The organism is Pseudonocardia sp. (assembly GCF_035305885.1).
GTDB lineage: Bacteria > Actinomycetota > Actinomycetes > Mycobacteriales > Pseudonocardiaceae > Pseudonocardia.
Genome location: NZ_DATGOP010000080.1, coordinates 1 through 16,793 on the forward strand (window position 1 = coordinate 1; position 16,793 = coordinate 16,793).

17 protein-coding genes are annotated in these 16,793 nt (G+C 74.4%); 7 read left to right on the plus strand and 10 right to left on the minus strand.

All coding sequences use genetic code 11. The features are described 5' to 3' along the window. Positions 1-196 (minus strand): alcohol dehydrogenase catalytic domain-containing protein (locus tag VKZ81_RS16510; protein WP_324242462.1); only part of this gene is annotated, 196 nt, incomplete at its 3' end. 85 nt (positions 197-281) lie between these two features. Here VKZ81_RS16510 and VKZ81_RS16515 point away from each other — a divergent pair. Further along, positions 282-1,046 carry an enoyl-CoA hydratase/isomerase family protein gene (locus tag VKZ81_RS16515; protein ID WP_324242463.1) on the plus strand — a complete coding sequence of 255 codons (765 nt, stop codon included), beginning with the start codon at positions 282-284 and terminating at the stop codon, positions 1,044-1,046. Positions 1,047-1,095: 49 nt separating this feature from the next. Here the strand turns inward: VKZ81_RS16515 and VKZ81_RS16520 are convergent, their stop codons facing one another. The 3 genes from VKZ81_RS16520 to VKZ81_RS16530 all read right to left on the minus strand — a co-directional run bounded on the left by VKZ81_RS16520 (position 1,096) and on the right by VKZ81_RS16530 (position 5,163). After that, positions 1,096-1,677 (minus strand): COG1361 family protein, encoded by a 582-nt coding sequence (locus tag VKZ81_RS16520; RefSeq protein WP_324242464.1) that lies wholly within the window; start codon positions 1,675-1,677, stop codon positions 1,096-1,098. Between the two features lie 102 nt (positions 1,678-1,779). Next, a complete protein-coding gene (locus VKZ81_RS16525; RefSeq protein ID WP_324242465.1) occupies positions 1,780-4,557 on the minus strand; it encodes an AfsR/SARP family transcriptional regulator in 2,778 nt (925 codons plus the stop codon). Between the two features lie 33 nt (positions 4,558-4,590). Next, positions 4,591-5,163 carry a TetR/AcrR family transcriptional regulator gene (locus VKZ81_RS16530; RefSeq protein ID WP_324242466.1) on the minus strand — a complete coding sequence of 191 codons (573 nt, stop codon included), beginning with the start codon at positions 5,161-5,163 and terminating at the stop codon, positions 4,591-4,593. Between the two features lie 53 nt (positions 5,164-5,216). On the opposite strand from VKZ81_RS16530, the gene VKZ81_RS16535 reads away from it, so the two are divergent. Then, positions 5,217-6,185, plus strand: a complete 969-nt coding sequence (locus VKZ81_RS16535; RefSeq protein WP_324242467.1) for a DUF2867 domain-containing protein — start codon at positions 5,217-5,219, stop codon at positions 6,183-6,185. 13 nt (positions 6,186-6,198) lie between these two features. Further along, positions 6,199-7,128, plus strand: coding sequence for a phosphotransferase family protein (locus VKZ81_RS16540; protein ID WP_324242468.1), 930 nt, complete (start codon positions 6,199-6,201; stop codon positions 7,126-7,128). Here the strand turns inward: VKZ81_RS16540 and VKZ81_RS16545 are convergent, their stop codons facing one another. Genes VKZ81_RS16545 through VKZ81_RS16555 form a run of 3 tightly spaced genes read right to left on the minus strand, consistent with a single transcriptional unit; the run spans position 7,129 to position 9,136 of the window. Next, positions 7,129-7,557, minus strand: coding sequence for an acyl-CoA thioesterase (locus VKZ81_RS16545; protein ID WP_324242469.1), 429 nt, complete (start codon positions 7,555-7,557; stop codon positions 7,129-7,131). A 33-nt stretch (positions 7,558-7,590) separates the two neighbouring features. After that, positions 7,591-8,388 carry an alpha/beta hydrolase gene (locus VKZ81_RS16550; protein ID WP_324242470.1) on the minus strand — a complete coding sequence of 266 codons (798 nt, stop codon included), beginning with the start codon at positions 8,386-8,388 and terminating at the stop codon, positions 7,591-7,593. A 16-nt stretch (positions 8,389-8,404) separates the two neighbouring features. Beyond that, on the minus strand, positions 8,405-9,136 hold the full coding sequence (locus VKZ81_RS16555) for a MerR family transcriptional regulator (RefSeq protein WP_324242471.1): 732 nt from the start codon (positions 9,134-9,136) through the stop codon (positions 8,405-8,407). Positions 9,137-9,237: 101 nt separating this feature from the next. Here VKZ81_RS16555 and VKZ81_RS16560 point away from each other — a divergent pair, with 101 nt between their 5' ends. Both VKZ81_RS16560 and VKZ81_RS16565 read left to right on the plus strand, forming a co-directional pair. Beyond that, positions 9,238-10,452, plus strand: coding sequence for an acetyl-CoA C-acetyltransferase (locus VKZ81_RS16560; protein ID WP_414709392.1), 1,215 nt, complete (start codon positions 9,238-9,240; stop codon positions 10,450-10,452). Positions 10,453-10,555: 103 nt separating this feature from the next. Then, the gene (locus VKZ81_RS16565) at positions 10,556-12,718 is read left to right on the plus strand and encodes a 3-hydroxyacyl-CoA dehydrogenase NAD-binding domain-containing protein (RefSeq protein ID WP_324242473.1); all 2,163 of its coding nucleotides are present in this window, start codon (positions 10,556-10,558) and stop codon (positions 12,716-12,718) included. Between the two features lie 48 nt (positions 12,719-12,766). On the opposite strand, the gene VKZ81_RS16570 is transcribed toward VKZ81_RS16565, so the two are convergent. Next, positions 12,767-13,843 (minus strand): carboxylate-amine ligase, encoded by a 1,077-nt coding sequence (locus tag VKZ81_RS16570; protein ID WP_324242474.1) that lies wholly within the window; start codon positions 13,841-13,843, stop codon positions 12,767-12,769. A gap of 138 nt (positions 13,844-13,981) precedes the next feature. Here VKZ81_RS16570 and VKZ81_RS16575 point away from each other — a divergent pair, with 138 nt between their 5' ends. Together VKZ81_RS16575 and VKZ81_RS16580 are read left to right on the plus strand one after the other, a co-directional pair. After that, entirely contained in the window at positions 13,982-14,602 is a 621-nt protein-coding gene (locus VKZ81_RS16575) for a DedA family protein (RefSeq protein ID WP_324242475.1), read from the plus strand. Between the two features lie 60 nt (positions 14,603-14,662). Then, positions 14,663-15,088, plus strand: a complete 426-nt coding sequence (locus VKZ81_RS16580; RefSeq protein ID WP_324242476.1) for a pyridoxamine 5'-phosphate oxidase family protein — start codon at positions 14,663-14,665, stop codon at positions 15,086-15,088. Between the two features lie 42 nt (positions 15,089-15,130). Here VKZ81_RS16580 and VKZ81_RS16585 read toward each other — a convergent pair whose 3' ends face one another. Continuing rightward, the gene (locus VKZ81_RS16585; RefSeq protein WP_324242477.1) at positions 15,131-15,814 is read right to left on the minus strand and encodes a TIGR03943 family putative permease subunit; all 684 of its coding nucleotides are present in this window, start codon (positions 15,812-15,814) and stop codon (positions 15,131-15,133) included. Continuing rightward, positions 15,811-16,746: a permease gene (locus tag VKZ81_RS16590; RefSeq protein WP_324242529.1), complete on the minus strand. Its 936-nt coding sequence runs from the start codon at positions 16,744-16,746 to the stop codon at positions 15,811-15,813. Before VKZ81_RS16590 ends, VKZ81_RS16585 begins: the two co-directional genes overlap by 4 nt. Positions 16,747-16,793: the final 47 nt, after the last annotated feature.

The window sequence follows — 16,793 nt, forward strand, 5'->3', positions numbered from 1 at the left end:
CGGCCTCGTGGCCCAGCAGGAACGGGAACTCGTCGTTGATCCCGCCCTCGCGGTAGTGCAGGTCGGTGTGGCAGACCCCGCACGCCTGCACCTTCACGACCGCCTCACCGGGCCCCGGGTCCGGCACGACCACCGTCTCCAGGGAGACCGGTTCCCCCTTCTTGTGCGCGACAACCCCGCGGACCTGCTGTGGCATGGCTCCCTCACCTCGTCGTCGGAAACTACTCGTATGCCTCTATGCGCAGCCTGCCACGTGTGCCGCCCGACGGTAGGTTCCAGGCGTGCTCGAACGCGACGACGTCGATGTCGAGGGCGTTCCGGTCGCCGTGCTGCGGATGGCGCACGGCCCGGTCAACGCGATGGACCTCGAGCTCTGCCAGGCGCTCGCCGGGCGGTTCTCCGATCTGGCGGACGATCCGGCGCGCGCCGTGGTCGTCACCGGATCGGACCGAGCCTTCTCGGCAGGTGTCGACCTGAAGCGCGCCACCGCGGGCGGTGACGCCTACATCGACGAGTTCCTCCCGGCGCTGGCCGACGCGTTCCGGGCCGCGTTCGAGCTGCCGAAGCCGCTCGTCGCCGCGGTGAACGGGCACGCCATCGCCGGCGGGTGCGTGCTCGCGGCCTGCGCCGACGTCGTGCTGATGGCCGAGGGCACGGCGCGGATCGGGGTGCCCGAGCTGAGGGTCGGGGTGCCGTTCCCGCGCATCGCGCTGGAGGTCGTCCGGCACGCGGTGGGCGAGCGGGGTGCGCGCGAGGTCGTGCTGGGCGCGCAGACCCACCTGCCGGAGCGGGCGCGGGAACTGGGCCTGGTCCACGAGGTGGTGCCCGCCGCGCAGCTGGGGTCGCGGGCGGTGGCCGCGGCGGCCGCGCTGGCGGCGGAGATCCCGCCCGACACGTTCGCCACCACCAAGTGGCAGCTGCGCCGCGAGGCGCTCGAGCGGGTCGACCGGCTCGCCGACGAGCACGAGCGGGTCGCCGCCCTGTGGAAGCGGCACATCGCGGACGGGTGGGTGGCGCGCTACCTGGAAGCGGCCACGAAGCGCTGAGGGGGCGGGACCGGGGTCCCCCGAAAAACACCCCGGTCCCGCCCGGGGATCAGAAGCCGAACAGGCCCTTCAGCTGGTCCCAGGCCCCGGCCGAGCCCTCCGAGGTGGTGATCTCCGCCTCGTCGACGTGCGGCCCGTCGAGGTCGGTCCAGTCCTCGGTCGGCTCACCGTTCTCGAGCGGCACGGCGAGCGCGCCCGCCTTGCCCAGGCTCGCCGACTCGGGTGCGTCCGCGGCCACCGTGTAGGAGGCCTGCGACGTCTTCGTCTCGCCGGGCGCGAACGCGCCGAACCCGTCGCTGAAGTTGCAGCTGACGAGGTCGCCGCCCTCGGGGTTCGACCCGGTCTTCTGGCAGTGCAGCGGGTCGAAGTTGAGCACGACGTCGGGCGGCAGCGAGACGTTGATGAGAACCCCGTCGGTGGCCTCGTCCCCGGTGTTGGTCAGCCGGTAGGTGATGAGCCCCTCGGTGCCGGGCGCGACCGGGTCCGGCTCCTGGATGTCGATCCGGAACGAGTGGTCCTCGTCCGCGAATGCGGGAGAAGCGAGAATCGTCGCACCCGTTCCCAGCGCCGCCGCCGCAACGGCAACGGTGGCCGCCCGCGCGATTCCACGTCGCCCGCGTGCCAAATCCACTCCACATCCTCCAAGTCGTCGGGAGCTTGATCGGTACGTGAGGGCCAACGACGCGGTTACGGCCACCGTCACGCTTTCAGGTGAGCCCCTCGACCTGCGAATTCATGGATTCCGCATGGCGTCTGCAAGCTTGCGCTCGATGGTTTCGGCGGCCCGGTTGCGTCCGCGGGCGCGCTGGATCGCGAGCGCCTCCTGCCAGCTCGCCCGCGCGGCGTCGAGGTCCCCGGCCTCGCGCTGGGCGTCGCCGAGCCGGCCGAGCGCGAGAACCTCGACGTTGACGTCGGGCGTCTCCCGGGAGGCCCGCACCGACCGCCGGAAGCAGTCGATCGCCTCCTGGTGGTGCCCGAGGTGGAGGTGGGCGTAGCCGAGCGTGTGCCACATCCCGGCCACCGGGCAGCCGTCGACCTCGCCCGCGACCCGGAGGGCCTGCGCGGCGTACTCGATCGTCCGCTCGTAGTTGCCCAGCCGGGCGTGGCACCACCCGACGCCGTTCCACGCGAAGGCCTCGCCCGCGCGGTCGCCGCCGGCGCGGGCGAGCTCGAGCGCCTGCTCGGCGTGGGCGAGCGCCTCGGTGTGGCGGCCCTGCGGCTCGAGCAGGCGCCCGAACCCGATGTGGACCGCCGCCTGGCCGGCCGGGTCGCCGAGTTGTCGGTACAGCTCGAGGGCGCGCTCGAGGTGGGCGTACGCCTCGTCGTGGGCGTCGAGCCGGGTGCACGCCCGGGCGAGCCCGCGCAGCACGATCGCCTCGACGGCGGGCGAGCCGAGGCGCCGGGCCGCGTCGAGCGCGAGCGTGCAGGCCTCGGCGTAGTCGTGCCAGTGGGCGTGCCGGTCGAGGAACTCGCCGATCGTCCACTCCAGCTGCCAGCAGTGCGTGTCGAAGCCGTGCTGGGCGGCCAGCCGGATCGCGGCGAGCACGGCGGGGCGCTCGGTGGCGAACCACTCCGTCGCCTGCCGCAGGTCGGTCGGGACCTCCGGCGTGACGCCCGGCGCGGGCGGGTCGACGTCGATCCGCGTGCGGGTCGGGGTGAGCACGAGGCTCGCCGGGACGCCGCTGTGCAGGTAGTGGTCGAGCAGCCGGCGCACGGTGGCGCGCCGCTCGGCCTCGGTGTCCTCGGCTTCGCCGCGTTCGGCGGCGTAGGCCCGCAGCAGGTCGTGCAGGACGAACCGGCCGGGCCGGTGCTCGGTGAGCAGGCTCGCCCCGGTCAGCTCGGCGAGGAGTGGCCGCACCTCGTGGACGTCGACGCCGGCGAGCCCGGCCGCGGCGGGCAGTCCGACGTCCGGGCCCGGGTGCAGGCCCAGCCTGCGGAACAGGCGCGCGGCCTCCGGGCGCAGCGCCCGGTAGGACCACGAGAACACGCTGCGCAGGTCGGCGCGGGCGTCTCCGGCGTCCAGCGCGTCGAGGCGCCCGGGGCCGTTCTGCAGCTCCTCGGCCACGGCCGCGAGCGGCAGGTGGGGGCGTGTGCTCGCCCGCGCGGCCACGATGGCGAGCGCGAGCGGCAGCCCGGCGCAGGCGCGCAGCACCGCGTCGACCGCGTCCGGTTCGGCGTCGAGCCGCTCCCGGCCGAGGTGCCCGGCGAGGAGCGCCCGCGCCTCGGCGTCGGGGAGCACGTCGAGCGGGAGCGAGCGGGCGCCGTGCACGGCGACCAGGCCGCCGAGCTGCCGCCTGCTCGTGACGAGCACGGCGCAGCCGGGACTGCCGGGCAGCAGCGGGGCGACCTGCTCGGTGTCGCGGGCGTTGTCCAGCAGGACGAGCATGCGCCTGCCCGCCACCAGGCTCCGGTACAACGCCGCCTGGGCGTCCAGGCCCGGCGGGATCGCGTCGACCTCCACGCCGAGCCCGTCCAGGAAGGTGCGGATCGCGACGTCGGGGGCCAGCGGCTCGGCGGCCCGCGAGAACCCGCCGTCGAACCCGCGCAGGTTCACGTACAGCTGGCCGTCCGGGAACCGGTCGAGGTTGCGGTGCGCCCAGTGCAGGGCGAGCGATGTCTTGCCGACCCCGCCGGTGCCGCCGACCGCGCAGATCGCGACCGGCCGCCCGTCGTCGAGCGCCGCGTCGAGCGCGGCGAGCTCGCCCTGCCGGCCGGTGAACACCGCCGGCGGGGCGGGCAGCTGGCGCGGCACCGGCCCCGCGGGCGCTCGCGCGGGCTCGACGTGGTCGAGCGACGGCGCGCCGGTGAGCATCTCGCGGTGCAGCTTCTGCAGCGCCGGGCCGGGGTCGGCGCCGAGCTCGTCGGCCAGCCGCACCCGGACCTCCTCGTAGCGCCGCAGCGCCTCGGCCTGCCTGCCGCTGCGGTACAGCGCGAGGAGCAGCTGGCGGGCGATCCGCTCGTCGAGCGGGTGCTCGTCGGCGAGCGCCGTGAGCTCGGCCAGGACGCTCGCGTGCTCCCCGCGGCGGAGCCGGACGTCGACGAGGTCGAGCTCGGCGGCCAGCCGCTCGAGCTGCGTCTCGCCGCGCAGGCGCACCGCCCACGGCGTGTCGAGCCCCGCGAGCAGGGGGCCGCGCCAGCAGGCCAGCGCCTCGGACAGCAGCGCCGCCGCGGACGCGTCGTCGGTGCCGCGCGCACCGGCGGTGAGGCGGCGGAACCGGTGCAGGTCGACCGCGTCCTCGTCGACCCGGACGGCGTACCCGCCGGGCCCGCGGTGGATCTCGCACGGCAGCGCCGAACGGAGCCGGGACAGATAACTCTGCAGCGTTTGCGCGGCCCGCAGCGGCGGGTCGTCGCCCCAAATCCGAATGGCGAGCTCGTCGGTCGGAACCTCATTGTTGACATCGATCAGCAACGCTCCGAGCACATTGCGTTGCCGGGGTGATCCGAGATCGATGGCGTGCCCGTCCTGGTGCGCCTCGACGGGCCCGAGCACCGTGAATCGCAATCGCATCGGCGGCGAGGGTACGCACGCGCCGAAATGCGCTCAGCGCGCGGTGAGGGTGGCGATCACCGCGTCCACGTACGCCGCGAGCTCGTCCCCGGTGGGCACCGCCTGCGGCGTGGCGTGGGCGAGCTGGGCGTGGCCGAGGTAGGCCGTGTACGCGAGCAGGCTCCGCCGCCGCGCGTCGTCCGGGGGGAAACCGAGCCCGGCGAACACCTGGGTGAGGTAGTCGAGCCGCCGGGAGGTGACGCGAGCGAGCGCGGGCGCGACCAGCGGGTGGTCGGCGTTCGCCTGCAGGGCGAGCTCGATGCGCTCCGCGGGGCGCTCGGTGCCCGCGCCGAGGGCGACGGTGAGCAGCTTGTGCAGCCTGCGCCGCAGGTCGGGCTCGCCCTCGACCAGCGTGATCACGTCCTCGGTCCGGGTGCGCTCCCACTCGGCGAGGGCGGCCTCCAGCAGCGCCTCCCGGTTCGGGAAGTGCCAGTAGAAGCTGCCCTTCGTGGTGCCGAGCGACGCCGCGATGGGCTCCACCGCCACCGCCGCGATCCCGCCCTCGGCCAGCGCCGTGATCGCCGCGGACGTCCAGTCCCGCGCCGTCAGCCGCTTCCTCCCCGCCACCACCGTACGGTACCGTACGGAAAACCATACGGTGGCGTACGGAGGTGGGGCCGGTGGTGCGCAACGTCCACGAGCGGATCGTCCCCGCGCCCGTCGAGCAGGTCGGCCCGCTGCTCGACCGGATCGGCGGGCCCGACGACCTGCTGTGGCCCGCCCCGGGGTGGCGGCCGATGGTGCTCGACGGCCCGGTCGCGGTGGGCACGGCCGGCGGCCACGGCTCGATCCGCTACCGCGTCACCGGCCACGAGCCGGGCCGCAGGGTCGCGTTCGAGTTCGAGCCCGGGCAGGGCATCGACGGTCGGCACGAGATCTCGGCCGAGCCCGCGGGGCCGGGTCGCACCCGGCTGCGCCACGTCGCCGAGGCCGAGCTGTCCGGCGTGATGCGGCTGGCCTGGCCGCTCGCAATCCGCTGGGCGCACGACGCGGTGCTCGAGGAGCTGCTCGACAACGCCGAGCGCGCCGTCGGGGTCGGTCCCGCCCGCCCGTACCGCCGGTCGGCGTGGGTGCGGCTGCTGCGCGCGGTGGAGGTGCCGCGGGCGCGCCCGGTCCCGCCGGCGCGCACCCCGTTGGTCGCCGGCGCCCTGCCGCGCGTCGACTGGACCGACGCCTACGCCGTCGAGGCCTTCCCCGGCACCCCACGTGACCCTCAGGCGTGGGCGGACGCGGTGTTCCGCGACCCGCCGCGGTGGGTCCTCGCCGCGCTCGGGCTGCGCGAGCTGCTGGTCGGGCTGGTCGGCATCGACCGGGGCGGCGCCGGCGCGTTCGACACGGTCGCGCGCACCGAGGACGAGGTCCTGCTCGGCGCGGACGCCAACCACCTCGACTTCAGGGTGTCGGTGCGCCGCGAGCCCGAGCGGGTCGTGCTGACCACGGTCGTCCAGCTGCACAACCGGCGCGGCCGGGCGTACTCGGCGCTGGTGCGGCCGGTGCACCCGATCGTCGTGCGGGCGATGCTGGACCGTGCCGCGCGCACGCTGTCCTCCGGCTGGAAAGCGGTGGACACGGCGGCGCGCATGCGGTGATCTCGACCGCGTGGTGAGCGGGGGAGGGGCCCGGCTGGGCCTCGACGAGGTGCCGGGACGGGTGCGCGCGGCGATCGAGGGGATCCTCGGTGCGCCCGTCGTCGCGGCGCGCTCCCAGCCCGGCGGCTTCTCGCCCGGCCTCGCCGCGCGCCTCGTGCTCGCCGACGGGCGGCGGGCGTTCGCCAAGGCCGTCGGCGTCGAGCGCAACCCCGACGCGCCCGGGTTCCACCGGCGCGAGATCGAGGTGCTCTCGGCCCTGCCGCCCGACCTGCCGGTGCCCCGCCTGCTCGGCAGCTACGACGACGGCGACTGGGTGGCGCTCGTCGTCGAGGACGTCGACGGCGTGCCGCCCGCGGAGCCGTGGCGCCCGGACGAGCTCGCCAGGGTGGTCGACGCCATGGCCGCGCTCGCCGATCGGCTCACGCCCAGCCCGGTGCCCGCCCGGCCGATCGCCACGCTCGACCAGGAGGGGTTCCGCGGCTGGCGGACGCTCGCCGCGGAGCCCGAGGCGGCCGCCCCGCTCGGTCCCGCGGTGTGCCGGCGGCTCGACGAGCTCGCCGCGATCGAGGAGGGCTGGGTGGCCGCCGCCCAGGGCACCTCGCTGGTGCACTGCGACCTGCGCGCCGACAACATCCTGCTGGCCGGCGACCGGGTGGTCTTCGTCGACTGGCCGCACGCGCGGGTCGGCGCGCCGTGGCTCGACCTGCTGTTGCTGCTGCCGAGCGCCGCGGTCACGGGCACCGACCCGGAACGGGTGTGGGCCGCCTACCCGCCGGCGCAGGCCGCCGACCCGGACGCGGTCACCGCCGTTCTCGTCGCGCTGACGGGATTCTTCCTGCGCCAGTCGCTGCTCCCGCCACCGCCGAACCTCCCGACGCTGCGGGAGTTCCAGCGGACGCAGGGCGAGGCCGCGTTCCGATGGCTGCTGGCCCGGCTCGGCTGATCAGGGCGCGTCGGCGCGCAGCGGCGCCGGCTCCCCGAGCGCGGCGGCGAGCGGCGGCGGGATCTCGCGCTTGCCGGAGCCGTCGGTGGCGATCACCACGTACACCGTGCGGCCCGAGCACGTGACCTCGTCCCCGTCCCGGCGCACCTCGAAGTCGAGCGCGAAGCTGGTGCGCCCGATGCGGGCGGTGGACACGGCCACCTCGGCCGCGTCCTGCCACCGCAGCCCGGAGCGCCAGTCGATCTCCGAGTGCACGAGCTGCACGTCGAAGCCCGACTCGATCATCTTCGCGTACGGCATCCCCCGCGCGGTGAGGAACGCCGACATGGCCTCGTCGAAGTAGGTCAGGTACCAGGCGTTGAACACGACGCCCTGCGCGTCGACCTCCATGTACCGGACGGTCAGCGGGAAGGTGAAGACGTCGCTCATGGCCGGGCGCGCTCCACGATCACGCCGCCGACGCTACCCGAGGTTGCGGTCGATGAAGGCGGTGACGTCGCCCAGGACCTCGTCCTTGTTGGTCTCGTTGAAGACCTCGTGCCGGGCGCCGGGGTAGATCTTCTCCTCGAAGACCACGCCACGCAGGGCCTCGATCCCCTCCCGGGTGCCGTCGAGCGGGACGAGCTGGTCGTCCTCGCCGTGCACCCAGAAGGTGGGCAGCGCGCCGAGCGGGCCGTGCTCGCGGATGCGGTCCAGGCACGCCATGATCGCCTCGAGGGTGGTCCGCTGGAAGCGCCCGTGCCACACCAGCGGGTCGTCGGCGTAGGCCTTGCCGACCTCCGGGTCCCGGGAGAGCGTGTCCGGATCGATCGGCACGTCCGGGATCGGGTCCTGGGCGAGCAGGTTGCTCGCGGCGTCCCACCGGCCGAGCACGGGCCCGGACAGCACGAGGGCGGCGAGCTCGTGGCCGTACCGCTGGGCGTAGCGGGCGGCGATCATCCCACCCATCGAGTGGCCGATGAGCACCGTGGGCAGCCCGCTGCGGACGCGGGTGGCGAGCTCGTGGAAGTCGTCGACGACCCGCTCGAAGTCGGTGATCAGCACCCGCTCGCCCGCGCTCTTGCCGTGGCCGACGTGGTCGACGCCGTGCACGACCGCGCCGTGGCGCACGAGCGCGTCGGCGACGTGCTCGTAGCGGCCGATGTGCTCGCCGTAGCCGTGGCAGAGCAGCGCGGTGTAGCGCGCCTGCTCGTTCGGCCAGGTGCGCGCCGTGAGCTCGCCGCCGTGCCCGGCGAAGGTCCACTCCTGCGATTCGGACACCCTCGTCCCCCTTCGTTCAGTCGCCCAACCGCTGTCGGATCGTCCGGTTGACCGCCCGCCCGAACGCCGTGACCAGCCCCAGCACGGTCACCGGCTTGAGCTGCGACAACGCGGTGGCGAGGCGCTGCCGCTCGTCGGCCCGGTGCCCCCGGTCCCGGTAGGGCTGCAGCACCTCGTTCTGGAACATCTCCATCAGGTCCTCGGCCAGTGCCGAGGTGTGCTTCTCGATCAGGCCGTGCGCGCGCCGCCACACGTCGGTCGGGAGGTCGGACCCGATCACGGCGAGCGCGCTGCCGAGCGGGCCCGCGCCGTGCAGCTGCAGGCGCCCGTCGGGCAGCGGGGTGACGGCGCCGAGGTCGCGCAGCGCGTCGAGGTCCTCGTCGGACAGGGTGCGGCCGGCGCGCTTCTCCAGCTCGGCCCGGTCGACCTCCTCGATCTCCTCCGGCACCCACGGGGTGAGCAGCGCCCGGTGCAGCGCCAGCTCGGCGGCCCCCGCGTGCGGGGGGAGGCGCTCGAGGTGGCTCTCGATCGCCGACAGCGTGAAACCCAGCGCACTCAGCTCGCTCACCAGCTCCAGCCGGGCGAGGTGGTCGGGCCCGTAGAGGCCGGTGCGCCCGCGCAGCGTCGGCGGGGGGAGCAGGCCCCGCGCCGCGTAGTACCGGATGTTGCGGACCGTGATGCCCGTCCGGGCGGCGAGCTGGTCGATCGTGAGGAGCTCGCCCCGGTCGGGTAGCGATGGTGCCGCCATGTGCGGCAGGTTACGACACCGCTTGACCTATGTGACAGTACTGCTGTAACAAAAACCCCGTTGGTCCGCTCGGTCGTCGAGGAGAGGTTCCCATGGCAGAGATGCCCGAGGCGTACATCTACGACGCCATCCGCACACCTCGCGGCCGGGGCAAGGCCTCCGGCTCGCTGTACGAGGTCAAGCCGGTCTCCCTGGTCGTCGGCCTCATCCACGAGCTGCGCGCCCGCTACCCGGAGCTCGACCCCGCCACGATCGACGACGTCGTGCTCGGCGTCGTCTCGCCGATCGGCGACCAGGGCGGCGACATCGCCAAGACCGCCGCGATCCTCGCCGGCCTCCCGGAGACCACCGCGGGCGTCCAGCACAACCGCTTCTGCGCCTCGGGCCTCGACGCGGTCAACAGCGCCGCCCACCAGGTGCGCGCGGGCATGGCCGACTTCGTGCTCGCCGGCGGAGTCGAGAGCATGTCGCGGGTGCCGATGGGCTCCGACGGCGGCGCCTGGGCGATGGACCCGGAGACCGCCTACGAGACCGGCTTCGTGCCGCAGGGCATCGGCGCCGACCTCATCGCGACGCTCGAGGGCTGGACCCGCGAGGACGTCGACGCCTACGCGCTGGAGTCGCAGACCCGCGCCGCGAAGGCCTGGGCGAACGGCTACTTCGCCCGCTCGGTCGTCCCGGTCAAGGACCGCAACGGCCTCGTGGTGCTCGACCGCGACGAGCACGTCAGGGCGAACACCACGATGGAGGCGCTCGGCGCGCTGCAGCCGTCCTTCGAGATGATCGGCGACCAGGGCGGCTTCGACGCCGTGGCGCTGCAGCGCTACCACTGGGTCGAGAAGATCAACCACGTGCACACCGCCGGCAACTCGTCCGGCATCGTCGACGGCGCCGCGCTCGTGCTCATCGGCACCGAGGCCGCGGGCAAGGCCGCAGGCCTCACCCCGCGGGCCCGGATCGTGTCCACCGCGCTGTCCGGCTCCGACCCGACGATCATGCTCACCGGTCCGGCCCCGGCCACCCGCAAGGCCCTCGCCCGGGCGGGGATGACCGTCGACCAGATCGACCTGTTCGAGATGAACGAGGCCTTCGCCGCCGTCGTGCTGCGCTTCATGAAGGACATGGGCGTGCCGCACGAGAAGGTCAACGTCAACGGCGGCGCGATCGCCATGGGCCACCCGCTCGGCGCCACCGGCGCCATGATCCTCGGCACCCTGGTCGACGAGCTCGAGCGCCGCGACCAGCGCTTCGGCGTCGCCACGCTCTGCGTCGGCGGCGGCATGGGGATCGCAACCGTCGTCGAGCGCCTTTCCTGACCTCCATTCCAGACGTGCTTTGCGTAGCGGTGCAGGTAGCGGCGCCGGCTGCGTGCTCTCCCGGCGGCCACGCCGCCAACGGAACACGAAGGGACCTCGAATCGTGACCGAGCAGCAGAAGGCCGTCCGCTGGGAGAAGGGCGAGGACGGCATCGTCGTCGTCACCCTCGACGACCCCGGCCGCAGCGCCAACACGATGAACGACCGCTACCTCGAGGCGATGGGCGAGTGCGTCGACGCGCTGGCGGCCGACAAGGACGCCATCGCCGGCGTGATCATCACCTCGGCGAAGAAGACGTTCTTCGCAGGCGGCGACCTCGACTCCCTCAGCAGGGCGACCCCGGACGACGCGGCGGCGGTCATGGAGAAGTCCATGACCGTGAAAAAGCAGCTGCGCAAGCTGGAGACGCTGGGCAAGCCGGTGGTGGCCGCCATGAACGGCACCGCGCTCGGCGGTGGCCTCGAGATCGGGCTCGCCTGCCACCACCGCATCGGGCTGGACGCCAAGGGCGTGGTCTACGGCCTGCCCGAGGTGACGCTCGGCCTGCTGCCGGGCGGCGGCGGGGTCGTGCGCACGGTGCGGATGCTCGGCATCGCGAACGCCGTGATGAACGTGCTGGTGCAGGGGCAGCGGCACAAGCCCGCCAAGGCGCTGGAGATCGGCATCCTGGACGAGCTGGCGACCAGCCAGGAGGAGATGCTCGCCAAGGCCCGCGCCTGGATCGCCGCCCACCCCGAGTCGCGCCAGCCGTGGGACGAGCCGGGCTACAAGATCCCCGGCGGCACGCCGTCGTCGCCGAAGCTCGCGTCCATCCTGCCCGCGTTCCCGGCGAACCTGCGCAAGCAGCTCAAGGGCGCCCCGCTGCCCGCGCCGCGCAACATCCTCGCCGCGGCCGTCGAGAGCACGCAGGTCGACGTCGACACCGCGTTCCGGATCGAGGCCCGCTACTTCACCGAGCTGGTGGTCGGGCAGACGTCGAAGAACATGACCAAGGCGTTCTTCTACGACCTGCAGGCCATCAACGGCGGCCGGTCGCGGCCCGACGGGTACGAGCCGTGGCAGCCCACCAAGGTCGCGGTGCTCGGCGCCGGGATGATGGGCGCGGGCATCGCCTACGTGTGCGCGCTCGCCGGCTGGCAGGTCGTGCTCAAGGACGTGTCGCTGGAGGCGGCCCAGAAGGGCAAGGCCTACTCCGAGGGCCTCGTCGCCAAGGGCGTCCAGCGCGGGAAGACCACGCAGGAGGCCGGCGACGCGCTGCTCGCGCGGATCACGCCCACCGCCGACTACGCCGACCTCGCCGGCTGCGACATGGTCATCGAGGCCGTGTTCGAGTCGATGCAGCTCAAGCACGAGGTGTTCCGCGAGGCGATGAAGGTCGTCGAGCCGGACGCCCTGCTGTGCTCGAACACCTCCACGCTGCCGATCACCGAGCTCGCCGCGGGCGTGGACCGCCCGGGCGACTTCATCGGCCTGCACTTCTTCTCGCCGGTCGACAAGATGCCGCTCGTGGAGATCATCCGCGGCGAGCGGACGTCGGACGCGTCGGTCGCCAAGGCGTTCGACGTCACCCTCGCGATCAAGAAAACCCCGATCGTCGTCAACGACAGCCGCGGGTTCTTCACCAGCCGGGTGATCGGCACCTTCCTCAACGAGGGCGTCGCGATGCTCGCCGAGGGCATCGACCCGCAGACCATCGAGCAGGCCTCCGCGCAGGCCGGCTACCCGGCGCCGGTGCTGCAGCTGATGGACGAGCTGACGCTCACGCTCCCGCAGAAGATCCGCAACGAGTCGAAGGCGGCCGTCGAGGCGGCGGGCGGTACCTGGGAGCCGCACCCCGCCGAGGCGATCATCGACCGGTTGGTCGACGAGTTCGGGCGCAAGGGCAAGAGCTCGGGCGCGGGCTTCTACGAGTACGCCGACGGCAAGCGCACCCGGCTGTGGCCAGGCCTGCGCACCGAGCTCGGCGCCACCAACCACGACGTCGACCTGCGCGAGCTGTCGGAGCGCATGCTGTTCGTCGAGGCGATCGAGACGCAGAAGTGCTTCGACGAGGGCGTGATCACCTCGGTGCCCGACGCCAACATCGGCTCGATCTTCGGCATCGGGTTCCCGGCCTGGACCGGCGGGGTGGTGCAGTACGTCGAGGGCTACCCCGGCGGGGTGGCGGGCTTCGTGGCGCGGGCCGACGAGCTCGCGCGCAAGTACGGCAAGCGGTTCGAGGTGCCGCAGAGCCTGCGCGCCCGGGCGGCGGCCGCCGCGGCGTAGCCCCTCCGACTCCGACGAGCGCGCCGTTCGTCGGAACCTCCGGGGTGGCTACCGCGCCCGGTGCACCGCGTCGAGGGCCACGGCGCCGAGGTCGCCCGTCCTGGCCAGGGCGTGGCGCTGCCGGCGGGCGCCGGTGCCCCGGCGCAGCACGGCGTCGACGAGTTCGCGCACCGCGTGCAGGTCGCCGGCGTCCTCGAGGGCGGGGCCGACGTGCGCGACCAGCGCGTCGAACACCCCGCGCGCCGGGGCCGGCCGCCACGTGCGCGGGTCCAGCAGCTCGGCCTCCGTGCCCCAGCGGCTGGCGCGCCACTCGGCGAGCTGGAGCACCTCGGTGCGCACGGGGTCGGGTTCGGTGCCGCGCGCGGCGGCGTCGGCCGCGGTCTGCACGAGCGCCCGGACCAGCCCGGCCACGAGCACGGCATCGTCCGGCTCCAGGCACACGTCGGCGACGCGCACCTCGACCGTCGGGAGGTTCCGCGCCAGCCGGGCCGCGAGGTAGACCATGCCCTCGTCGAGCAGGGTGTCGGTGGCGAGGGCGGTGTCGACGAACTCCCGGTAGGCCGCCGCGGACCCGAACCGCGCGTACGGGCCCGCCACCGGCCAGCGTTGCCAGACCTGCGTGCGGAAGCTGCGGTAGCCGGAGTCCTCGCCGTTCCAGAACGGGGAGTTGACCGACAGCGCGAGCAGCGGCGCGAGCCATGGCCGGATCCGGTCGAGCACGGCGACCCCCTCGTCCGGCGAGTCGACCGCGACGTGCACGTGGCAGCCGCAGGTGAGCCCCTCGGCGACGGTGAGCCCGAACCGGCGCGCCATCTCCGCGTAGCGCCGGGACGGCGTGATCGTCGGCTCCACCGCGAGCGGGGAGGTCCCGAGCGGGACGAGCGCGGCTCCGGCGTCGGCGGCGGCCGCGGCGGCCGCGGAGCGCGCCGCGCGGATCTGCGCCGACAGCTCGTCGAGCGTGTGGCAGGGCTTCGTGGCGGTCTCCACCTGTTCCTGCTGCAGCTCCCCGGCGAGCTCGCGGTCGGCGGAGGCGGCGAGCACCGCCTGCCCGACGGCCCGTGGCCGCCCCGTGTCCGGGTCGACCAGCAGGAACTCCTCCTCGACGCCGAGCGTCCGCGCGTTCACGAAGGACGAGGTACCCGCCCGGCCGGGGGCGTCCCGTGGGCCCGGATCACCCGTTGCGGGCGCCTCCGCCGCCGCGTGGTGAGCACCGTCGCCGCGCCGATCGGTGTCGGAACCGGACACCTCGGGCACCCTGGAGGCGTGGCGGAGTGGGTGTTCTCGATCGTCGACGGGCTCGGAGCAGCGGGTGTGGGGCTGCTCATCCTGCTCGAGAACATCGTTCCGCCGATCCCGTCCGAGGTGATCCTGCCGCTGGCGGGCTTCCGGGCCCGCACCGGCGCGCTCAACGTCGTCGCCGTCTGGCCCGCGGCCACGGCCGGGTCGGTGCTCGGCGCGCTGCTGCTCTACGGGCTCGGCGCGTGGCTGGGCTACGACCGGCTGCACCGGCTCGCCGGCCACCGCTGGTTCGTGTTCGTGAGCCAGAAGGACCTCGACCGCGGGGAGCGGGTGTTCGAGCGGCACGGCGGCAAGGTCGTGCTGCTGGGCCGCTGCGTTCCGTTCCTGCGCAGCGTGGTGTCGATCCCGGCCGGGATCGCGGGGATGCCGCTGCCACGCTTCCTCACGCTCACCACGATCGGCAGCGGGGTCTGGAACGCCGCGTTCATCGCGGTCGGCTGGGTGCTGGGGGAGAACTGGTCGCAGGTGGAGGGCGCCATCGGCCCGGTCAGCTACGTGGTGCTCGCGCTGCTCGCCGTGGGGCTGGTCGTGCTGATCGTGCGGCGGGTCCGCGCGCGGGAGCCGGAGTCGGTTCCCCAGCGGTGACCGACCCCCCTCGAAAGTGCCTTCTCCCGGGCACGGGCGGGGTCGGCGAGGCTCGCGAGCATGACGACACGGGTGCCCGACTTCGCCGCGATCGGAGAAGAGTTCGACGCCTACGTCGGGGCGATCGGGTACGCGACGATGGTCACCGTCGACGCCCGCCACCGCCCGCGGACCCGGGTGCTGATCCCGGTGTGGGAGGTGGTGGACGGCGCCCCGCTCGGCTGGCTCGCCACGTTCCCGACCCCGGTGAAGCTGGCCCACCTCGCCGGCAACCCGCACGCGAACTTCTCCTACTGGGCGCCCGGCATCAACTCGGTCGCCGTCGACGCCGTCGCGGAGTGGACCGAGATCCCAGCCGACAAGCGCCGCGTCTGGCAGCTGTACCGCCGGACCAGCCCGACCGGGGCGGGCTACGACCTGGGCGCCTTCTGGCGTTCCCCGGAGGACCCGCAGCTCGTCGTGCTGCGCCGTGGCGCATCCAGGTGATCAGGGGCATCGACCTGCGCAGCCGGATCTGGCGCTCCGAGGTCAGTACTCGTACGGATCGGGCGGCGGCGGGATCGCCCGCGCGGACGTGACGGAGAGCGCCGGGACGTAGCCCGCCGCGGCGGTCGCGCTGCCCTCCTGCAGGACGCCGCGCACCCGCAGCCACGTGTCGGCGGCCGGGTCGTCGAGGTCGCCGACCAGCCGCACGCGGTGCGGGCGGGCGTCCGCGGCGCAGCAGGCGATGGTCAACCGGGCGAGCTCGACGGCCGCGCCGCGGCGCACCACGAACCCGGTGAGCACGACCTCGCGCCCGGCGAGCGACCCGCCGTCGTCGAAGATCGCGCGCTGCACGAACTCGGCGACCGGCAGCTCGGCCGGGCCGCCCGGCGGCAGCGGGTCGAACACGTCCGAGCCGTCCACCACCGGGTTGGCCGAGCCCGCGCGGCCCACCGCGTCCGCCCCGAGCGCGGGCGGGGCCACCAGCGCGATCACGAGGACCGGCGCGAGCAGCAGCCACGGCGTGTGGCCCGCGTGCTCGTGGGCGGGCGGGCCGGCGCGGTCGCGCAGCAGCGCCACCACCGCCAGCCCCACGATCACGGCGCCCGCGGTGAGTAGCAGCCACCGGTGCGACGGGCGGACGTAGCGCAGGTAGGTGTCGTCGGCGGCGATCCGCAGCAGCGCGCCGCCGAGGAGCACGAGCAGGACGTGCTGGGTGTCGCGCCTCACAGCAGCACCAGCCCGGCGACGACCGCGCAGCCGACGGCGACGGCGAACGTGAGCGGCGCGAAGCGGGCGGCGAACGCGCGGCCGAACGTGCCCGCCTGCAGCGCGATCAGCTTGACGTCGACGGCCGGGCCGACGACGAGGAACACCAGCCGCGGCAGCAGCGGGAGCGTGGTGAGCGACGCGGCCACGAACGCGTCCGCCTCGCTGCACAGGGCGAGAACCACCGCCAGCAGGGCCATGACCAGCACGGCGAGCAGCAGCTGCCCGGCGAGCGCCTCCGTCCACGCCGGGGGCACGAGCACCGCCAGCGCCGCGGCGGCGGCCGCCCCGATGACGAGGAACCCGCCCGCGGAGACCAGGTCGTGGCGCGCGGTCTCGGCGAGCACGGCCCACCGGCCGCCGTTCACGGCGTGGGCGGCCGCTGCCCGCCGGGCGATCCACTCCGCCCGGCCGAGCCGCTGCCACAGCCACCCCGTCACGCAGGCGGTGGCGAGCGAGCCGACGGCCCGCGCCAGCACCATCCGGGGCTCGCCGGGGAAGGCGACGGCCGTGGCGACCAGCACGACCGGGTTGACCGCGGGCGCGGCGAGCAGGAACGCCAGCGCCGCGGCGTCCGGGACGCCCTGCCCGATGAGCCGGCGCGCCACCGGAACCGACGCGCACTCGCATCCCGGGAGCACGAGCCCGGCGGCGCCCGCCACCGGGACGGCCGCGGCGGGCCGCGCGGGCAGCACCCGGCGCAGCACCGCGGGCGAGACGAACGCGGCGATCGCCCCGGACAGCAGCACCCCGAGCACGAGGAACGGCAGGGCCTGCACGCAGATCGCGACGAACACCGTGGCCGCGGTCTGCAGCACAGGCACCGAGAGCGCGTCGACGAGCAGCGGCCGCGCGAGGATCGCGGTCAGCAGCACGCCGCAGAAGACGTGCATCGAACTGACGCGGGAGCCGAGCGCAGCGGTCACGGGCCGGATGCTGC